This window comes from Enterobacter cloacae complex sp. IR5450 (assembly GCF_049238665.1).
GTDB lineage: Bacteria > Pseudomonadota > Gammaproteobacteria > Enterobacterales > Enterobacteriaceae > Enterobacter > Enterobacter hormaechei_C.
Window position 1 is genome coordinate 37,181 of the sequence record NZ_JBMKIC010000034.1, and the last position, 16,630, is coordinate 53,810.

At 45.3% G+C, this 16,630-nt stretch carries 24 protein-coding genes and 1 pseudogene; 4 read left to right on the forward strand and 21 right to left on the reverse strand.

Annotated features, from left to right (window positions below; all coding sequences use genetic code 11):
- Positions 1-17: 17 nt before the first annotated feature.
- The 3 genes from ACOTYB_RS20405 to ACOTYB_RS20415 all read left to right on the forward strand — a co-directional run bounded on the left by ACOTYB_RS20405 (position 18) and on the right by ACOTYB_RS20415 (position 1,220).
- Complete coding sequence (locus ACOTYB_RS20405; RefSeq protein WP_000743059.1) at positions 18-368, forward strand: hypothetical protein; 351 nt, start codon at positions 18-20, stop codon at positions 366-368.
- A gap of 46 nt (positions 369-414) precedes the next feature.
- Positions 415-618, forward strand: a complete 204-nt coding sequence (locus tag ACOTYB_RS20410; protein ID WP_001015183.1) for a hypothetical protein — start codon at positions 415-417, stop codon at positions 616-618.
- A 281-nt stretch (positions 619-899) separates the two neighbouring features.
- Positions 900-1,220, forward strand: a complete 321-nt coding sequence (locus ACOTYB_RS20415; protein ID WP_000332796.1) for a hypothetical protein — start codon at positions 900-902, stop codon at positions 1,218-1,220.
- Positions 1,221-1,828: 608 nt separating this feature from the next.
- Here the strand turns inward: ACOTYB_RS20415 and ACOTYB_RS20420 are convergent.
- The 3 genes from ACOTYB_RS20420 to relB all read right to left on the reverse strand — a co-directional run bounded on the left by ACOTYB_RS20420 (position 1,829) and on the right by relB (position 2,585).
- Positions 1,829-1,987, reverse strand: coding sequence for a type I toxin-antitoxin system Hok family toxin (locus tag ACOTYB_RS20420; protein ID WP_001447866.1), 159 nt, complete (start codon positions 1,985-1,987; stop codon positions 1,829-1,831).
- 71 nt (positions 1,988-2,058) lie between these two features.
- Positions 2,059-2,346: a type II toxin-antitoxin system mRNA interferase RelE gene (gene relE / locus ACOTYB_RS20425; RefSeq protein WP_000323025.1), complete on the reverse strand. Its 288-nt coding sequence runs from the start codon at positions 2,344-2,346 to the stop codon at positions 2,059-2,061.
- Positions 2,346-2,585, reverse strand: coding sequence for a type II toxin-antitoxin system antitoxin RelB (relB, locus tag ACOTYB_RS20430; RefSeq protein ID WP_000534858.1), 240 nt, complete (start codon positions 2,583-2,585; stop codon positions 2,346-2,348). The genes relE and relB overlap by 1 nt, the downstream gene beginning before the upstream one ends.
- A 24-nt stretch (positions 2,586-2,609) precedes the next feature.
- Here relB and ACOTYB_RS20435 point away from each other — a divergent pair.
- Positions 2,610-2,726: pseudogene (locus ACOTYB_RS20435) on the forward strand (hypothetical protein); the annotation flags it as partial.
- A gap of 121 nt (positions 2,727-2,847) precedes the next feature.
- Here the strand turns inward: ACOTYB_RS20435 and ACOTYB_RS20440 are convergent.
- From ACOTYB_RS20440 to ACOTYB_RS20525, 18 genes are all read right to left on the reverse strand, one after another.
- On the reverse strand, positions 2,848-3,771 hold the full coding sequence (locus tag ACOTYB_RS20440; protein ID WP_000167917.1) for a cation diffusion facilitator family transporter: 924 nt from the start codon (positions 3,769-3,771) through the stop codon (positions 2,848-2,850).
- A 199-nt stretch (positions 3,772-3,970) separates the two neighbouring features.
- Positions 3,971-4,543, reverse strand: a complete 573-nt coding sequence (locus tag ACOTYB_RS20445; RefSeq protein WP_001515348.1) for a cytochrome b/b6 domain-containing protein — start codon at positions 4,541-4,543, stop codon at positions 3,971-3,973.
- Between the two features lie 475 nt (positions 4,544-5,018).
- A complete protein-coding gene (locus tag ACOTYB_RS20450; protein WP_000219087.1) occupies positions 5,019-6,257 on the reverse strand; it encodes an IS110-like element ISEsa2 family transposase in 1,239 nt (412 codons plus the stop codon).
- 421 nt (positions 6,258-6,678) lie between these two features.
- Positions 6,679-8,019, reverse strand: coding sequence for an ISNCY family transposase (locus ACOTYB_RS20455; RefSeq protein ID WP_000589001.1), 1,341 nt, complete (start codon positions 8,017-8,019; stop codon positions 6,679-6,681).
- Between the two features lie 174 nt (positions 8,020-8,193).
- Positions 8,194-9,563 (reverse strand): IS3-like element ISKpn8 family transposase gene (locus ACOTYB_RS20460; protein ID WP_085949440.1). Its coding sequence is split into 2 segments (ribosomal slippage): positions 8,194-9,083 and positions 9,083-9,563, totalling 1,371 coding nucleotides; the frame shifts between segments, so codons are not numbered across the junction.
- Between the two features lie 332 nt (positions 9,564-9,895).
- The gene (locus ACOTYB_RS20465; protein WP_000137794.1) at positions 9,896-10,501 is read right to left on the reverse strand and encodes a hypothetical protein; all 606 of its coding nucleotides are present in this window, start codon (positions 10,499-10,501) and stop codon (positions 9,896-9,898) included.
- Between the two features lie 216 nt (positions 10,502-10,717).
- Complete coding sequence (locus ACOTYB_RS20470; protein WP_000703842.1) at positions 10,718-10,999, reverse strand: hypothetical protein; 282 nt, start codon at positions 10,997-10,999, stop codon at positions 10,718-10,720.
- Between the two features lie 145 nt (positions 11,000-11,144).
- The gene (locus tag ACOTYB_RS20475) at positions 11,145-11,321 is read right to left on the reverse strand and encodes a hypothetical protein (RefSeq protein ID WP_000802040.1); all 177 of its coding nucleotides are present in this window, start codon (positions 11,319-11,321) and stop codon (positions 11,145-11,147) included.
- A 53-nt stretch (positions 11,322-11,374) separates the two neighbouring features.
- A complete protein-coding gene (locus ACOTYB_RS20480) occupies positions 11,375-11,686 on the reverse strand; it encodes a hypothetical protein (RefSeq protein ID WP_000633161.1) in 312 nt (103 codons plus the stop codon).
- 222 nt (positions 11,687-11,908) lie between these two features.
- Positions 11,909-12,109 (reverse strand): hypothetical protein, encoded by a 201-nt coding sequence (locus tag ACOTYB_RS20485; protein ID WP_000814953.1) that lies wholly within the window; start codon positions 12,107-12,109, stop codon positions 11,909-11,911.
- 39 nt (positions 12,110-12,148) lie between these two features.
- The gene (locus tag ACOTYB_RS20490; RefSeq protein WP_000551490.1) at positions 12,149-12,373 is read right to left on the reverse strand and encodes a hypothetical protein; all 225 of its coding nucleotides are present in this window, start codon (positions 12,371-12,373) and stop codon (positions 12,149-12,151) included.
- Between the two features lie 54 nt (positions 12,374-12,427).
- Positions 12,428-12,631, reverse strand: coding sequence for a hypothetical protein (locus ACOTYB_RS20495; protein ID WP_000781547.1), 204 nt, complete (start codon positions 12,629-12,631; stop codon positions 12,428-12,430).
- A gap of 552 nt (positions 12,632-13,183) precedes the next feature.
- Positions 13,184-13,675, reverse strand: a complete 492-nt coding sequence (locus ACOTYB_RS20500; protein WP_001371932.1) for a DUF3085 domain-containing protein — start codon at positions 13,673-13,675, stop codon at positions 13,184-13,186.
- A gap of 4 nt (positions 13,676-13,679) precedes the next feature.
- Complete coding sequence (locus ACOTYB_RS20505) at positions 13,680-13,991, reverse strand: DUF957 domain-containing protein (protein ID WP_001165367.1); 312 nt, start codon at positions 13,989-13,991, stop codon at positions 13,680-13,682.
- 516 nt (positions 13,992-14,507) lie between these two features.
- Complete coding sequence (locus ACOTYB_RS20510; RefSeq protein ID WP_000071366.1) at positions 14,508-14,828, reverse strand: hypothetical protein; 321 nt, start codon at positions 14,826-14,828, stop codon at positions 14,508-14,510.
- A 178-nt stretch (positions 14,829-15,006) separates the two neighbouring features.
- Entirely contained in the window at positions 15,007-15,234 is a 228-nt protein-coding gene (locus ACOTYB_RS20515; RefSeq protein ID WP_000336109.1) for a hypothetical protein, read from the reverse strand.
- 174 nt (positions 15,235-15,408) lie between these two features.
- On the reverse strand, positions 15,409-16,302 hold the full coding sequence (locus ACOTYB_RS20520) for a hypothetical protein (protein WP_000252081.1): 894 nt from the start codon (positions 16,300-16,302) through the stop codon (positions 15,409-15,411).
- Positions 16,292-16,621 carry a toxic anion resistance protein gene (locus tag ACOTYB_RS20525; RefSeq protein ID WP_004248813.1) on the reverse strand — a complete coding sequence of 110 codons (330 nt, stop codon included), beginning with the start codon at positions 16,619-16,621 and terminating at the stop codon, positions 16,292-16,294. Before ACOTYB_RS20525 ends, ACOTYB_RS20520 begins: the two co-directional genes overlap by 11 nt.
- Between the last annotated feature and the right edge of the window lie 9 nt (positions 16,622-16,630).

Here is a 16,630-nt window from a genome sequence, read left to right on the forward strand (position 1 = left end):
TTAAAGCAACCATGAACATGAAAAAGCCCAAAGCTGCATTACAGAATGCCATGAAAGAAGATGTGCCAGCTGTGACACAGATTCAGATGCGATCTACGGTTTCCAGAAAGGTTCGCTATGTAAAACAGGCAAATCGAGAGGGTCTGAAATTATCTGAGTGGATGTCGCGGCATCTCGACGCTGTCTGTGATACCGCAGATGAGATTCATAAAGGCAAACGCTCAACTCCGGTTGCGCCTGGGAAGATTCCCCCTGAGGTATACCAGGTGATATACGATCAGTGCGGCGGGTTCGTGGAGTGTGATGCTAATGCCCAGGTAATCTGGGAAGCCTGCCGTGATGCCATTCTTAACGGAGACAAAGGGTAAACGGCAGGTATCGCCTGTCATTTTTACCCTTGTGAGGAAAATCCTGATGAACCATGAGAGCCGAACTGTATACCTGAACACGGCCATTGAGGCCCTGTTGAAAGCTGAGGCGGCTCTGAACGAGCTGGCATTAGCCTATGTACTCAAACCAGGTGAAAAGGCAAGCGCATGCCATCCCCGAACCGGTACGCTTTCCACAGCTTCCCAGGTAAGAAAACTTCGCCGTGTTCTAGAAAAAAACAAGTTATGACGGCCCTTATACGCTGGCATAATGTACCGTGCTTCGCTCATCCCAGCAGTATGGGTTTTAAACTCTTCCATTTTTAAGAGTACGGGAAGAGCCTTATTATTGTCGCATACCCTACGGATGCATTGCAGTTCAAACCGCTGTTCGGTGCAATTATTGCTGTATCCGGCGGATTTGAAAATGACAGAAATAGTGATGTAAAGCTCCGCCATTAAAGAAATGCCCCGTAGTTTGGCGAATCAACTTTCTGAATTATCTCGATGAACACCATTTAAGGAAATCGAATGTGTGATTTTTGCAGGGCTGACGAAAATTACTTTCATATGGCAGAATGCGTGTATGACCAACTGGTTAAAGAGTATCCCGTAATGTGGCTGCGGGATTCAACCCGGATCGGGGCCTGCTACCTCTGTCGAGAACTGCTGTCGCCGGAGGGGATGGTCCTGGCGATGCAGAGCGCTTTCCCTGCGAAGGGATGGCGGCTGCGTATTTGGTACAATGAAACCATTGACGAAGAGATAGAACCGCAGCGTGGAGACTGTATTGAGCTGTCCTCCAGGGCGGACGCTCTGCTGTCCTTCATGTCGTTCCAGGAAAAGGTTTAGCGCTGCGGCCCCCCTCACAAAAAGGCGCTTTCCGCGACAAATCTGGTACGACCGGACAACGTTGAGTCAATTCTTGCTTCCCCGCAGAAGAATCCCTATGAAGTAAAGTAGAGGTAGGCATTACGCCCACCAGCAAACCTGATAACTGTTCTTTGCGTAACATCCTCAAACTTCTGGTGCCTTCGTAGACTGCGATGCGAATGCCCATGAGCTGAATTCACCGTATCATTTGACCGGATGCAGCGAGAACAGAAATGACAATGTTTGAACGATTTGCCAGACGGCCATAAAACTCTACTGGGTACAGAATAAGGACTGACCGCAATGGCTACGTTCTATGAGCTACCGACCAGTGAGAAGTCCATTGTTTCCGGTACGTGCCCGGACGAGCACCGGTGAAATTTTTCCCGACTGGATTACGCTAAGGCTTTTGAACGGTTTGCGTGAAGTGGGACTCTTTGGGTCTGGTTCTTGATTTATACAAAAGGCTATATGCCACAAGACGGGAGGAAAAAAGGGTTTCCCCGACTGGAGAAACCCTTTCAAAAGGTGCCGATGGCATACTAATCCACACCCCGAAAAGAGGGGGTTGCCCCCCTCTTTGTCAGCTACTTACCGGATTCGTAGGCCAGGATAGCAGATACCTCCCTTGTTCCGTCTTTCATCCGCAACTCGCAAAGCGAGTTTCGTGTGAGCCAGGTGAATATCAACAGCGTTAAACAAACTATTAATATGCACAAAACAATGGGTTGGTTCGGCATTTTCATGGCCTTCTTCTCCTGTCAACGCAAAGCAGAAGTGTCACCATCGGTGCGAAACAGAGATGTCATGCTTTGGTTCAGAGAATGCGTTTGACCGCCTCGCTATATACTTCCGAGCGTTCTCTTTTCCCAACAGAAATCACGAAAACGACAACTTTCTCGTCTATAACCTGGTATACAAGGCGATAGCCTGAAGACCGGAGCTTAATCTTGTAACAATCAGGCATACCACGGAGCTTGTTTGCTTCAATCCGGGGTGACTCAAGTACTTCAACCAGCTTCTTTTTCAACTGTTCACGTACCGTCGAGCCCAGCTTTCGCCATTCCTTTAGTGCCCGCTCGTCAAAATCCAGAAAATACGCCATCAGAGTTCATCCAGCGTCACACGTACTGGCTTAGGATTACGAAGTCGTTCTTTCACTATCTCCACAAGTTCAGCATCTTCATCACTCAGGAGTGTCTGTTTGAACGGCAAGCGTTCATTGTCAGCGATATACTCGAGCATGAGACGAAGCGCTTCAGAAGGAGTTACGCCCATTTTTTCAAGCGCGGCGTAAGAACGCGCTTTAAGTTCATCGTCAATACGTAGGTTAATGCTACCCATGTCTTACACCCCTTGTAATTACAAATGTCATTACAAGTATCGCACTACAACATGCTTAGGGCAAGTCACGAAGTAAGTCAGAAAGTAGTCGTAAGAACGGTGATCACTGTCCGCTTTGTGCCAGAAGCGGACTTTTTAAAAATATTGCGTGCCCAACAATTGGGCGCAGGTCACATCAAGTACCCTCAGAATTATAGAGAATACCTGAAATTTTTGTAGAGCGAGGTTTGTTACCCTGCCCGACCAGCGACATGTGGTTAGTTTAGTGATCAGAAATGTCGAGCGTTTGGTCGTTCATTGACGCGGGATCTTCCAACGGTTCCACATGAGTGGTGATATGGATAAAAGGCAGTGCGGTGCGGATATCATTCTCTATACGCTCGGCCCAGTCGTGCCCATATTGAACAGTCCATCGCCCAGGAACTAGGATGTGCATTGTCATAAACGCCCGCCCGCCAGCCTGGCGTGTACGTAGTGCATGGAAATCAAGCCCCTGTTCACGATATCCTGCCAGCAGTGACTCGATTTTTTTGAGTTCTTCCGTGGGTAGCGATACGTCCATCAGACCTGCAGCTGAACGACTCATAAGCTGATAACCAGTCCAAACGATGTTGGCTGCGACCAGCAATGCAACGATCGGATCGACCCAAAACCAGCCGGTCAGATAAACCAGTCCGACACCAAAAATGACACCGACCGACGTCCAGACATCGGTCAGCAGGTGATGAGCATCTGCCTCAAGAGTGATAGAGTTGTGCTGCCTGCCAGCCCTTAACAAAATGCGAGCCGTCACAAAATTAAGGATTGATGCGACTGTTGAAACCAGTAATCCGAGACCAATCTCCTCAAGCGGCTGTGGAGTTAACATCCGCTCAACTGCGGTATAGGCGATACTGGCTGCCGCCAATAGGATCAGAAATCCTTCGAAAGCACTCGAGAAATATTCGGCTTTGCCGTGCCCATATGCATGGTTCTCATCGGCCGGAAGCGCAGCCAAGGTCAGCATCCAGAGCGCCATTAGGGCTCCTGCGAGGTTAACTACGGATTCGATGGCATCAGATAGCAGACCGACCGAACCGGTCATTTTCCACGCCACACCTTTGAGTCCGATAGTGGCAATAGCCGTGGCAATGGAAAGCCAAGCGTAGTGCGTCAGCGGACGAGGTAACCCTTTTGTTTTAGTCATTATTAACTTCCTAAAATAGGACGACTAACTCACATTTCTATCCATGATAGATAATTAAACAATCATTTCGCCATGAATATTTTTTCGTTTTTATTAAATTTAATTAAAAAGTCTCTGCAAGTGCTGTTTCATCTTCTAGTAAACTAAATTTTATTTTTAGGGTTTTCTTCAACTTGAAGTAATATTATCTCACAACAGATTAGTCACTTAGGTTAACTGAGCGGCTTTTATATTTTTCAATTAAAATATGCAAAACTCCCATTGCACCATGTGCATAAAAATAGACCTCAATGAAAGTAGTAAAGAACTTATGCCAGTGGATTACTGTTTCAGCCAGATTTGACTGCATGGTATTCAACAAGAACCATAGGCCACCTGAAAGTGCTACAATTAGCAATGCTAGAACTCCAAATCCTTGGATTGTACTGGCAATACCTCCCGAATGTGCATCGGGCAGTCGGAAACTAGTCAACGTTTTTATATCTTGCTTAATACCACTAAAGTCAAGCCCTACCCATGAAAAATAATAAGTAAAACCTCTTTGAGTAAGCATCCAACTTAACATAATAAAACCACAAATAATCAGTCCTAACCCTGAAATAATGTGCATCCAGGTTATAACTCCTTCAAGACTATGTTCACCAATTGCTTCGGTCTCTGTCAGATTAGAGTTAATAATTTGTGATAATATTAGAAATGCCACAATGATGTGAAGAATACGAAAAAAAGGAGCGTAATCATGGGGTAATAGATTCCAGAGTCGCAATTTCATTAATGAGTCCTTAGTAAATTTATCGATGATCTTAATCATACAAAAGAATTATTAGGATAACCTTAATTCTTAAAATTGCAGCAGGCATTAGTTCACCTCTGATATGGCCACTTGCGAAATGGGAATGGTAACTGTTATTACTATGTGTTTACTTGCTGTTCTTGTTACGCAGCCCCTTAAACACATTACTTTCAAATATGATTTCCTGCTGGGTTTAAATATGTGTCTTTCTATAGTGCGGCAACCTATTTTTACACCAACTCATGAATTAAATAAGAATCATAAATTAAATGAGAGGTTTAATTCTCTTGCTTAACGCGATGATATTAAATGGAAATTTTAATTTTTGTAATTTATTAAACAGTTAGAATGAGACATGGTAAATACGATCTTCCTTTAGATAATTCTGATAGCACTTTTTCTACTGGGCAGTCTGCAATGTCCGCTTCACGCCCTGAGACATTCGACAAGCTTTTTATGGCTTCAGTAAGGGCGAGTGTCTCGCTTCGAGAGCCAGCAAATATTTCGCTTCGTCATAACAGGTTCTGGCCTTCCAGCAGCGGTAAATGATCCTTATCCATTTGAACGCCAGTGCCCGGATCGCAGACTGATGAGATTTGCCCTTTTCTCTAAGGCCCTGATAATACAGTTTGGCCCAGTATGATGAATTAACCGTCTTGGCAGCCCATTCAACAAAGGTCTGCCTGACGAACTTGGCACATTGCCATCGCCAGTGAACCCATGATTTTTGGCCGCTTCGTTCGGTCACCGGTGCTATACCTGCGTAGTTTTGAATTTCTTCAGCGCTGTTAAACCGGTCACGATTATCACCAAGTGCAGCAAGCATCCGTGGGCCCATGCACGGTCCCATGCCCGGAAGTGATTTGAACAGCCCCGCATCTGGCAATGTGTCAAACAGCGTTTCGATTCGTTCGTCATAGGTTTTGATGATTTCACTCACGACTTTAATTTGTGTCGCCAGTGCTGCTGCCATCAAAGCATTAGCCTCTATAACACTCGGGTCTGTAGTCAATGGGATCGCATTATCAATACTCGCAACACGTTGCTCGGTAAGGGCCATAGCGCGACCACCTTTGGCATTCAGAAAGTTGCGGATCGTGTCGCGTCTGGCTCGTTTCAGTTGTTGCAGACTGGGCCACCGGATAATCAGCTCACACAACAGTAAGCTACCCCGATGTGAGAACCACTCCAGTGGCTGAGGATAATACTGTTTAAGCGTGTTGATTATCCGGTTCACAAAGCGTCGTTTATCTTCAACCAACTGACGACGTTGCTCAACCAGTTGCTGAAGTAAGCGAATATCCGCATTGTCGGGTTCAATAGCTTTTATCTTCTGGGGGTAACGCAGCATTAACTCTAATGCCAGCTCGGCATCCTGCGGATCATCTTTAGCGCCGCTGGGCGAGAAGGCTTGCCGATAACGAGCCAGGGACAATGCGTGGACGGGGAAAACGGTGATAAAGGGGTATTTTTGAAGAGCATATACCACGGGGCCCTTCTTCAGTTCGAGAGCTATTGCGATTCTACCTTTTACTTTCTGGTGTAACTCAGTAAGCCAGGCATCAAGCGCTTCTGCTGTATGTTCAATCACATCGAATACGCGTTCACCGTTTTTAAACTGAACACAGACATCGTGTTTTTTATCAGCCCAGTCCAGACCAACGTGCGCAGCAAATTGATTAGTCACAGTCATCACCAACTCCTTTTTATCGGGGATTGGTATGCATTCCACGCTCTTCGAAAGAAATATAGCCAGCAGTTTATCTGCATGCCCTGAGTATTCGTTAGCGAACGTGGAGCACCTACTGGCTCGAAAGAAAAGCGGCGATCATCACATGATTCTCGCTCAATATTCGTAACCAGTAAGCGCATACCCTGAATCACTTCAAAGTGTAATTCTCAGGGTACGAATGACTATATCTCGCTCTTAGCGGACATTAGCATAGGCTATTTACCATAACGCCGCATTACGCGTACCGCTCAGACGGCCTGAGCGCGTTTCTGACGTGTCCCCGTTAAAAACAGTAACAAACCACCCGAAAATGCACGCCAGAAACGCTACGTAAGAATCTATCCTATGACTGGATATGCACTCAACTGAATAACGCCTGGTTTCAGTCCATTTTATCGGGATCAGCCTTCTTTCTGGGTAATTTAGGGGGCTTCACTTGCTGATTACTTTGCGTGCGGCGCGTGAGCCAAGGATGGTCAGCTTTAGGTTTTACGTAGAATTTTGAGCGTAAATCAAAACGGGCATTATCCACACGTTCATGGACACTTTTTTCATCATCCAGTGGTATAGGCTCCGGGCCATCAACATATTTTTCCCATCCCAACGCTTTCCCATCATACAGAACCTTAATTTCACCGTTAAAGCTTTCGCATACCGTGACAACCGAATGCCGAAGTCGATATCCCCGGCCTTCACTGCGAATCTGAAACGCACTGCTTTTGTACTGGAAAGTGAGATTTTTGGAGAGAACGCGCTTCGCCTGGAGGCTGAAGATATAACCCAGTTCCTCTTCAGAATGGTGTACATCAAGATGGGCGTTATCAGCAATACGAGGCGGCGTAGCAAACCGGTTGTTATAGGCTTCAATAAAGGTCGGCAACCATGCGTTTGCTGTTTCAATATCACTGATACCCTGAAGCCGCATTTCTTTGACCAGCCTGTCCTGCAGTGTCTGATTGGCACGCTCTACCCGCCCTTTTGCCTGCGGGCTGTTGGCATGGATTGGCTCGATGCCCAGTGTCTTTATCGCACGTGTGAACTGAGTCAACTCTCCTTCCCGCTCCGGGTTATTTACTCTGAATATACTGTGTCTGTCAGAATAGAGAGCCAGTGGTACGCCATGATCATTAAGGTAACCCCGGAGGGTTTCCATGTAAGCCCGGGTTGTTTCTGCAGGAGCGAATCGTAGCGCCATCAGAGCGCTGGTAGCATCATCGATAAAGACTATCAGTGTGCATTTGGGGCCCCGACCTTCAAACCAGTCATGAGGCGAGCCATCAATCTGGATGAGTTCACCGTAGGATGGGCGCCGCATCCGGCGCTGATAAATTCGGGCAAACTTACGACGACGTTCGCGCCATATGCCCTCCTCTACCATCCACTTCCTGAGAGTTTCAATGGATAAACACAAGCCGTGTATCTCGCGCAATTTTTCGCACGCAAGCGTAGGTCCAAAATCAGCGTAGCGGCCTTTGAGGAGTGAAATTACTGTTGCTCTGAATTCGGTAGAAAAGGAATTATTGGGACGCTTTCCACGTCGGCGGGAAACTAGACCAGAAGGCCCTTCATTTCTATACCGTTGCACCAGACGTTTAACCTGCCGAATAGAAATGCCAATGCGTGCCGCAGCTTGTTCCTGAGTAATATGGCGATTAAGTGACTCCTGAATAATGTGAAGTCGGTCGAGTTCCTTATGACTCATCGTAACAGTCTCTTTGATCATGAAAAATCCCCCAGAGAATTGTCTGGGGACATTTTAGAATGGTTCAAAGGGGACATTACAGCTTGGTGTTAACAATGGCCTTCTTCTCCTTGCATTTAAGCAGGCAAGAGGCTACTCTGAATGTGACTAGCATACAGGGGCCTCGGGTTGTACTGACCCCAAAAAGTTGGACAGTTAAACACGAGGCACATAGGTCTGGGTTCGATATTCAATTGGACTCAGACCTTTTAATTTCAGGCTAATTCTTCTGCTGTTGTAGTAGTCAATATATTCCGTAACAGCATCCTTCAGTTCGCTTATATTACTGAACTCGTCAAGATAAAAACACTCCGACTTTAAGGTTCCAAAGAAACATTCCACGACTGCATTATCCAGACAATTGCCTTTTCTGGACATGCTCTGTGTAATGCCTTGTTCTTTAAGGATGTTTTGATACCTTCTCATACGATACTGCCATCCCTGGTCAGAGTGCAGAATAGGATGCTCGTGAGGCTTAAGCTTTTTGAATGCCTGATCGAGCATATTCTCGACCATGTTCATCACAGGTCTTTCCGACAGGCTGTAAGAAATAACTTCGTTGTTGAAGAGATCTATTACTGGAGACAAATACAGCTTTCGCCCATTGACTGCAAATTCAGTAACGTCGGTAACCCACTTCTCGTTTGGCCGTGTAGCCTTGAAATCCCTTTGGAGAACATTGGGGGCGGTTTGCCCTACCTCTCCTCTGTAGGAGCTGTATCGCTTGACCTTAATCGCTGCCTTAAGCGAGAGGGTTCCCATCAGGCGCTGAACGGCTTTATGGTTAATCCGTTCCCCGTCTCGATGGAGAGACAACGTTACCCTACGGTATCCGTAACGACCTTTATTCTCGTGATAAATCTCACCAATACGCTTTTTAACATCCGCATACTTATCAGGCTTGCTGAGAGCCTTTAGATGGTAATAAAACGTACTGCGCGGTATCTCCGCTGCCTTGAGAAGCTCATCAAGAGGGTAAAACTGCCTTAGCTCGTTGAGTACTTTCACTTTTTCGCGGGATGAGCTAAGGCTTTCAGCTTTTTTAGATACGTAAGCCGCATTTCAAGGAATCGAACTTGTCTTTCAAGATCCTCAATACGTCGGTCTTTCGACAGCTCCAATGCTAACGCCGCTTTTTCTGGATCAACTGACATTGTAATGTTTCTTTTGGTGCCGATCTTGAGTGCGCGTAAACCAGCTTCTCCGTGCTCCTCATAGACTTTCAGCCACTTGGCTACAGAACCACTACCAGCAAGCATAAAGTGAGCAGCAGCCTGATTGAGGGACATCTGCTGCTCGGTCACGGCTTTCACGACCTTAATGCGCAACTCTGGATCAGCACTAACGCCTTTAGGTTTGGGAATTAAACCTTTTTCTCCATGTTTTTCATAGAGGGCAACCCACGTCCTGACCTGGGTTCGAGGCACACCAAAACGTGCAGAGATGATCCTGTAACCATCATCAGTTGTGAAGTAGTGATTCACGACTTCAAGGCGCTTTTCGAAGGGGTATTTTGGCTTTGACATATCAGGGACTATTCCATTTCATCGTCCAACAAAATGGGTGCAGTACAGGTTAATTGAAAAATTACTCGGGGCTTTCTGCTTTTACCACAGTCAAACAGTGTTACCGCTGGCTGGGGCAAAAGCCTCCAGCACCAGCGTTATTATACCACCCTGCCCTGATCAGCCAAACACCCCGCCTACATAAATTACTGATTTTTCATTTATTTGACATGATTCACTTCCGGTTGTCGGCGAAAGTCATTTTATACTAAAGAAAAGGGTAACGGGCAGCTGCTGGGTCGGAACATACAGTGCAGTTCCTGCCCGTTTAATTTCCGGATGCAATGGTAGGATCAGGAGGCACTGCTTCCGTTGATTAGGGAAATCTTATGTGCCTGAATACGGCTGTATTCGAGATGGGATGCAATATTACAGATGCGCTCCAGTCGATCATGCAGCCTCGTGTAGGTCAGTCGATGAATACCGGACATTTCATCAAGTAGCCAGCGCTTGATGTAAGGGTTACAGGAAAGCCGGGCAAGATCGTCGTCATCCACTTCGTCAAAGAACCAGTACTGCTCCATCGGGACTACCTGAAATATCCACGGCCGGGGATAGTCCCCTGTGACAACCAAAAACCATGCAAGAAAGCATAGACACAGCTCAACGACCATAAGCATCGAAAATTGCGAATAACTTAGACCGGGCACATAGGGTGAACTATCCGCAACATACCCCCTGAGCAATTCCGCCACAAGGTAGCCCAATAGCGTCAAGGCCAGCATCAGGGTCAGGATTAATCCCCCATTAAACGCTACCGAAGCCTTTTGAACCCGATCAGGTGCTGTCCGGCTGCGATAGTTGGTCACTACTCTTTCTACAAGTGCCCTTATGGCAGCCTGTTCTTTACTGACATCAGCTCCGGAAAAACCGGACGGGCTTTTATTTAATTCAGTCATACCCCACTCCTGTTATGTGCTCTACTTAACAAACACGTAGATCATACAGAGCTCACGGACGCACTCCTGCCAGATAAAGGAGGGAATTTGGCTGTAAGACGGTTAGCCAACAGTTCAGGTTATGCGTGGGATCCGCCCAGTCAGAAAGGATTCCGTTAATAACAGGCAAGGTTAAAGGCAGATGGACGGTGAAATTGTGGGTGCTAAAAGGGGGTATTACTCTTTTTCCTGCATAGCGGTTTTTTCAGCCCGGGTGGCCAGACGAACATTTCCGAAAGGCTCACGGACAAGCAGTGGCTTCTCCTTCTTCCAGCCCCTGATAGCCGTTTCTCCAAACCGACGTGGTGCATTGCCGTTCCAGCGAGCAATCACATGGTTATCATGAATTTCAATAATGACAACGGGGTGGACAATGACCGTTGAAATGGTGGTATTTCCCATTTTGGTACGGGTTACAGACCAAACCTGCATCCCGGATTCCAGCTGGCTGATTTTCATATTATATCCTTAAGCCATCACGAACTGCGCCACAAACAATTAATGTGGCGCAATTTACCATAAACAATAAACATCAGATACCCGTGAAAAGATTTCCCTTTATTTTAAAATTCTTCTGGAGAAAAAATGATATTTCCAGAAGAGGTCAGCGAAATTCAGAAACGGCCATCACAATGGTGCTGCGCTGACGCTGGCGTTCTGCCTTGCGCTGCCTGCGGCGATAGATCTGTTTTGCGCTGACGTAAGGGCAGTCCTCACGGGTATACCAGCAGCAGCCGCAAGGTTCGGGCCGGGGTTTTCCGGCAAGTCCAAATGGTTTCATCAAGTCACCTTTTTAATGTTTTTAATGGAAAGATACTTACCTAACCCATTGTTTTATAGGAAATAACGTTGTTGCATAAACAGATACAGATAACCCTCAGGAGAAAACATGCAAAGGTTATCAGTGATAACCGCGTCCAGATACCGAGTGTCAGTCTGTAAACGTTTTATCACCAGAAAATGTGCTGCCGCAGCCTTAATGCCAGAACTACCGTTTACAACATTATGTATACCCGCTTTGAATAACGAACGAGCATGAATTACCTTTTCCCGGGCCGCTTCGATCTCAGCATTAATAACGCATTGCCGCGCCTGGATGACTGCCTCTCCGGTTAAATCGCGGAAATTCATTAGAGATGTGATCATGATTGACTCTCCAGATTATGTGGAATCATTATAACAACTGGCACCACGCCACAAATAACCTGAGATAAATTCTTTGAAATATTCCTATATATAAGGAATTACAGTCGGAAAAGAAACAATGAAATAGCGCCGACCGCTTAAAATCGATAAATTAAAATGGACGGCACTGGAATGAAAAACTGAAAGTAGTAAGACCGTAATTATCCTTCACGGATGTAAGCTTTAAAAGAGGAGTACTGGCAAAGCTTTGCCAAGTACTTCGGCGGTTGTGTCTACGATTTTACGGATGTCATCGATCTGCGAAGGCTTATTCAACACCACCGTAAAAAGCTCTCCTTCGTTATCAGCCTGCTCGCAGTTTCCGTATCGGCTCCCGTCGTACAGCTGCACAATACGTGACATAGAAGACTTTGTTTGTTTCATGGCTTTGCACCTGCTTTTAGGCAGTTTGGTTACTGGTTATCAGAAGCTGGTTTCATGCGCTTCCGGCTGGGACACGAACTGGTATTTGACGCCGCCAGGCACACCTACTGCTTCGGCAATAGAGTCGCAAAGCCGCGATAAATCATTTAGTGTCATCGGATATTCAATATCTACTGAATATAAAGCACCTGCATTTTCAGCATCTTCGATGTTTTTATACTGGGCACTAAATATAGCAATGGTCTGAATTTCGTGGTTATGCATGAACCGGTCCTTATTAAATTATAAAAGCCACCCGAGAGTGGCCTGAGTGGAAACTTAAATCTGTGAAGTATATTTGAGAGATTTTTTGCGATCCAGATGCCGGGCAACAATGGTTCCGATAACAAGTAGCGTGATGACCGCACTGAAGAAGGTGCTGTCAGGGACGCCCTGGAAAAAATCACTGAAACTGTAAACAATAAAAATCAATGCGCAAAAATAGAAAACGATACGAACATAAGGGGTAAAAAACATTTTCATCGGTTGCCTTCCATTCAGGGAGAATTCTCAGTAATTACATCACACCTGAAGAGAAACTATTTTCGTATAAATGAGCATTTTCGACATATCAGAGGGGGGTTTTACTCATAAATGAGGTAGTAAGGGTCACACTTGAGATGAAAGTTACTTTCCTGGCTGCGAACGAACTATCTCAAATGTTAGAGGTGTGCGTTCGCCTTAAGAGCTTCATGCCCTGAGGAGCTCAACTTGAGCCGATAGTATAAACCTGGCTCCAGATGCCTTACTGGCTGGCATAACTCCACGAGGCCCAGCCGGAACAGGACCGGAGAGCTCCTGCACGTCACATCATCAGGATTCCCCATAAACGTACGCCGTTCTCTGGCCCGTCTGAAATTGCCAGAGATATCATAGATCGTGCCGGATGCCATCCGTCTTAACACGTAAATCTGCGCCCTTGTAAGCTTCTGGGCGGAACTGCTTAAACCTGACATACCTTCCCGGCCTTATATAAAACAATCCGCCAGCAGCTCGACTGGCGGACAATGTTTGACTGGAAACAGCAAGGACATACTATTTGCTGACAAGTTTGATATTGGTTTCACTCATTCGAAGTCGAAACTCCTGAAAACCCTGCTCTACCGCTAACTCCAGCCACTCAACGGGAATGGTATAGCTACAATCAGACCCACCCAAAGCGGCATCACAAGCGTAATCCCAGTCCTCATCCAGTTTTGGATTCATCCCCTGGGCGTAAGCCACAGTATCGCGGGATGCGGGAGAGCCCTCAAGCTCAGCATTAGTGATCAGGTATACACCATGACTGTGCGCGAGAAGCACTTTTGGCACCAGATGTGTGCTGGCAATTTTTGAGGATGAGGGAAAGAAAACCCTACCAGCTTTACGCGCCTCTTCTTCAGTCTGTCCCTCAGCGTTAAGGAGGGCTCCCCCCGGATAGCATGCCGGGTCATAGATCTGATCTGGGGTGACCGAAAACGTTTTTGCGGTGCGAATTTCTTCGATCAGTTTATTGATATCTGCCATTTCAAATACGAGAGTGGTCACAGGCTTACTCTCCCTCTTCAGTGGACAACATCAGATACTTTGTTGCCAGCAGAAGCTCTCCCACATCCTTGAGGGACAATTCAGCTTTGCCTTCTACGGCAAGCTGCAAGCGCTGTCGAATTGCATGAACAGAATCTGAAGATAAAGATGCCATTTTGCGCAAAACGGCATTAGCCTTTTCTACAGCAGGATACAGAATTTCTGAGTTGGTATTATCTTCGTCATTATCAAAGATAATTTCAGAATCCATATTGATGTTATCTTCAAGCCAGCTTGAAAGCACTTCAAGTAATGACATCACCTTTTCAATTTGCATATCGCCTCCTCTGTTAACATGAAACAAATATAACAAAGTGGCTTACCCGGCTAATAACCTGAGCAGAAAGTTTTCGAACTTAGTTTGAAAACAAGTTTTCTGCTCAGGTTAATGTTAAAGTCGCTGGGTAAAAGATAAAAGGCACTGAAGATGATTTAAGCATCAAACAGACTAAATAGGATTCCGTCTTTTATAACGCTTTTAAAATAGAATGAATGAAATATAAATTTTGCGTTTAAGAATGAACGCTGTAGAGGATGATTTATCCTGTGATATGCAGTTTGTGGCCTTTAAAAAGGCTTTATTATGGACTTGAATTGCAAAGAGAGCACCGACATTTTTCTGGGGGCTCCCGCAGAGAAAAAGCTGTGAGGTTATGAAGACGTATAGGAGGTATTCGGCGAAATACTGTATGGCCACAGGAGAGCTTCAGCACCCATATCCTGCCGCCTCGCTCGCCTGTGGTGATTTCAATATGTTCTACGTCATACCACGTAGTTGTATTTCTCACTTTGTTTATGCTTCCTGACACCGCGTGAACGCAATCTTCGTCTGGATGCGTTCATAGATGGAAAACTGCCTTTCAATGGAATCGGCATTAGACAGTAATTCATGAAGCTCAGCAGAATCTGTATCAGGAACGATAGCGACAGAAACTCCATATTTACGCCCAGTTCTGATCAGGTGCGCAAGTTTTTCCTTCTCTGATTCTGTGAGCATTGCCAGATCCCTTCCGGATACCTGCTCGATAAATGGACCAAGGTTTTTCGGAAAAAAGGGTTCGGCATCAGAATTATGTACCGGGAGCGTTTGCGGCTTATCGAAGCTATTGGACATGAAAAGAACCTTTATAGTTAGAGAGGTGGAGACTGAATGCGTAGCCCATTAAAATTAGTAGTGCCACACTCGAATGCTAATCATACTTTATGATGGCTATGGTAGGAATGGCCGTCAACTTAAACCGCCAGAAGCGAGCCATTCACCGTTAAAGTAACTTTCCCGTATGATGTTCTTTTTATGGAATGAGTTGTTCACACTCCTCTTTAAGAGCCGCCCTGGAACGAGATCGACAGACTTTGCTTAATGAAGAGCGTAATTGATGTTCATCAACCCCATCAGCGACAAACTGACCAATTTTCTTTTCAAGACGCTGCATTGCCTCATAAAGCTTGGCATCAGTATTATTTTTAAGAAACCTCAGTATATAATCAGCAATAATTTGAACAGGAGTAAAGTTACACATCATGTATCCTTAATAAGTTGTGTAAAAATAAAACCATAAAAAACATAATCAGAAGTAGATTATTATACTTGAGTAAGCTTTTCAGCTAACAAGCTGGAGAAGCAGATTCCGGTAAATTACTACATATTTGATAAAAGTTACTGAATAAAAAAGCCCAGCGTACCGGGCTTTCATTCAATTTGATTCTAAGAATCTGACTCGCCGCCTGATTTTTATACCAAGAAGAGCGAACAAAACGCCAACGAATGCGACGGGACTACCTACTTTAAGACAATTAACCGACGCTTTTGAAAAGGTATGTGATTTAGACATACGTTTTTGCTCATAACGAATCGCAAGTGGTGAGACGGATTTATCTAAAGCTGTCTTTTCCAATGCATAACGAACTTTCACGGGAATATTTGACTGTAATACACCAGACATATACGCCCTAACAACATTCTGTGTTAACTTCACATCTGGCTTGCCGAGTTTTATATGTAGTTGCGCCTTTAAATAGTTTACAGATACCTCTTCGCCTGAGGGCCAATTACTATCATTTAAATATGCGACAAGTTTATCGTATTTTTCATGTTTTACATATTTCTTGATAACCTTTACAGTCGAAGCTGAAGTGGCATCAGTCTCTTCCGAACCTAAAGCAGATGTAAAAACTGACAAGCCGATAAGAAAAGCGCCAGCAATTAGAAGCATCGGGAATATCTCACCTATTTCCTCCCCCTTTAAAATTTTAAAGGCAGTTGAAGAAACTACTAATAGCCCCATAATCCCTAATAGCAACTTAGAATATGTAGTTAGGAAGCCTCCAAATGCATCGCCAAAATCCGAAACCACTAACTTATCTTCACCTTCAGATGAATTGAAGAATGACAAGGGCACATCAATATCAAAGTCCAGAACTGAAGGTGAGAGGTGTAATGACAGCAACCACAAGCAAAGACCAAAAATCATTATCAGCAGGCCCGCACCAAATATCGCGAAACCTGAATTTCTAATCTTTATAGACCGGTGAAAAAGAAATGACAGTTCACGGGAAAAATCGTCACTACTCTTAAGGTTACGCACCATGATCTACCCCTTTTTGTGTCAGTCGGGTGCGCAAATTCTCACGCATGGCAAGAACCTGTTTTTCTGTTTCCCTGAGCTTAATAGCCCCTTCTCTCTGGATTTTAACAACATCGCCAACCGTCTGGATAAGCGTATCCTGCACCTCTTTAAGGGTGCTTATATCAATAACCAGCCGTTGGTTTGCTTTCATAGTTTCTACTGCATTGCGATGCAGTAATTTTGCATTACTACGGAGTAACTCATTGTGGCACTGTTGCAAATAGTCGGTGGTGATAAACTTATCATCCCCTTTTGCTGATGGAGCTGCACATGAACCCATTCAAAGGCC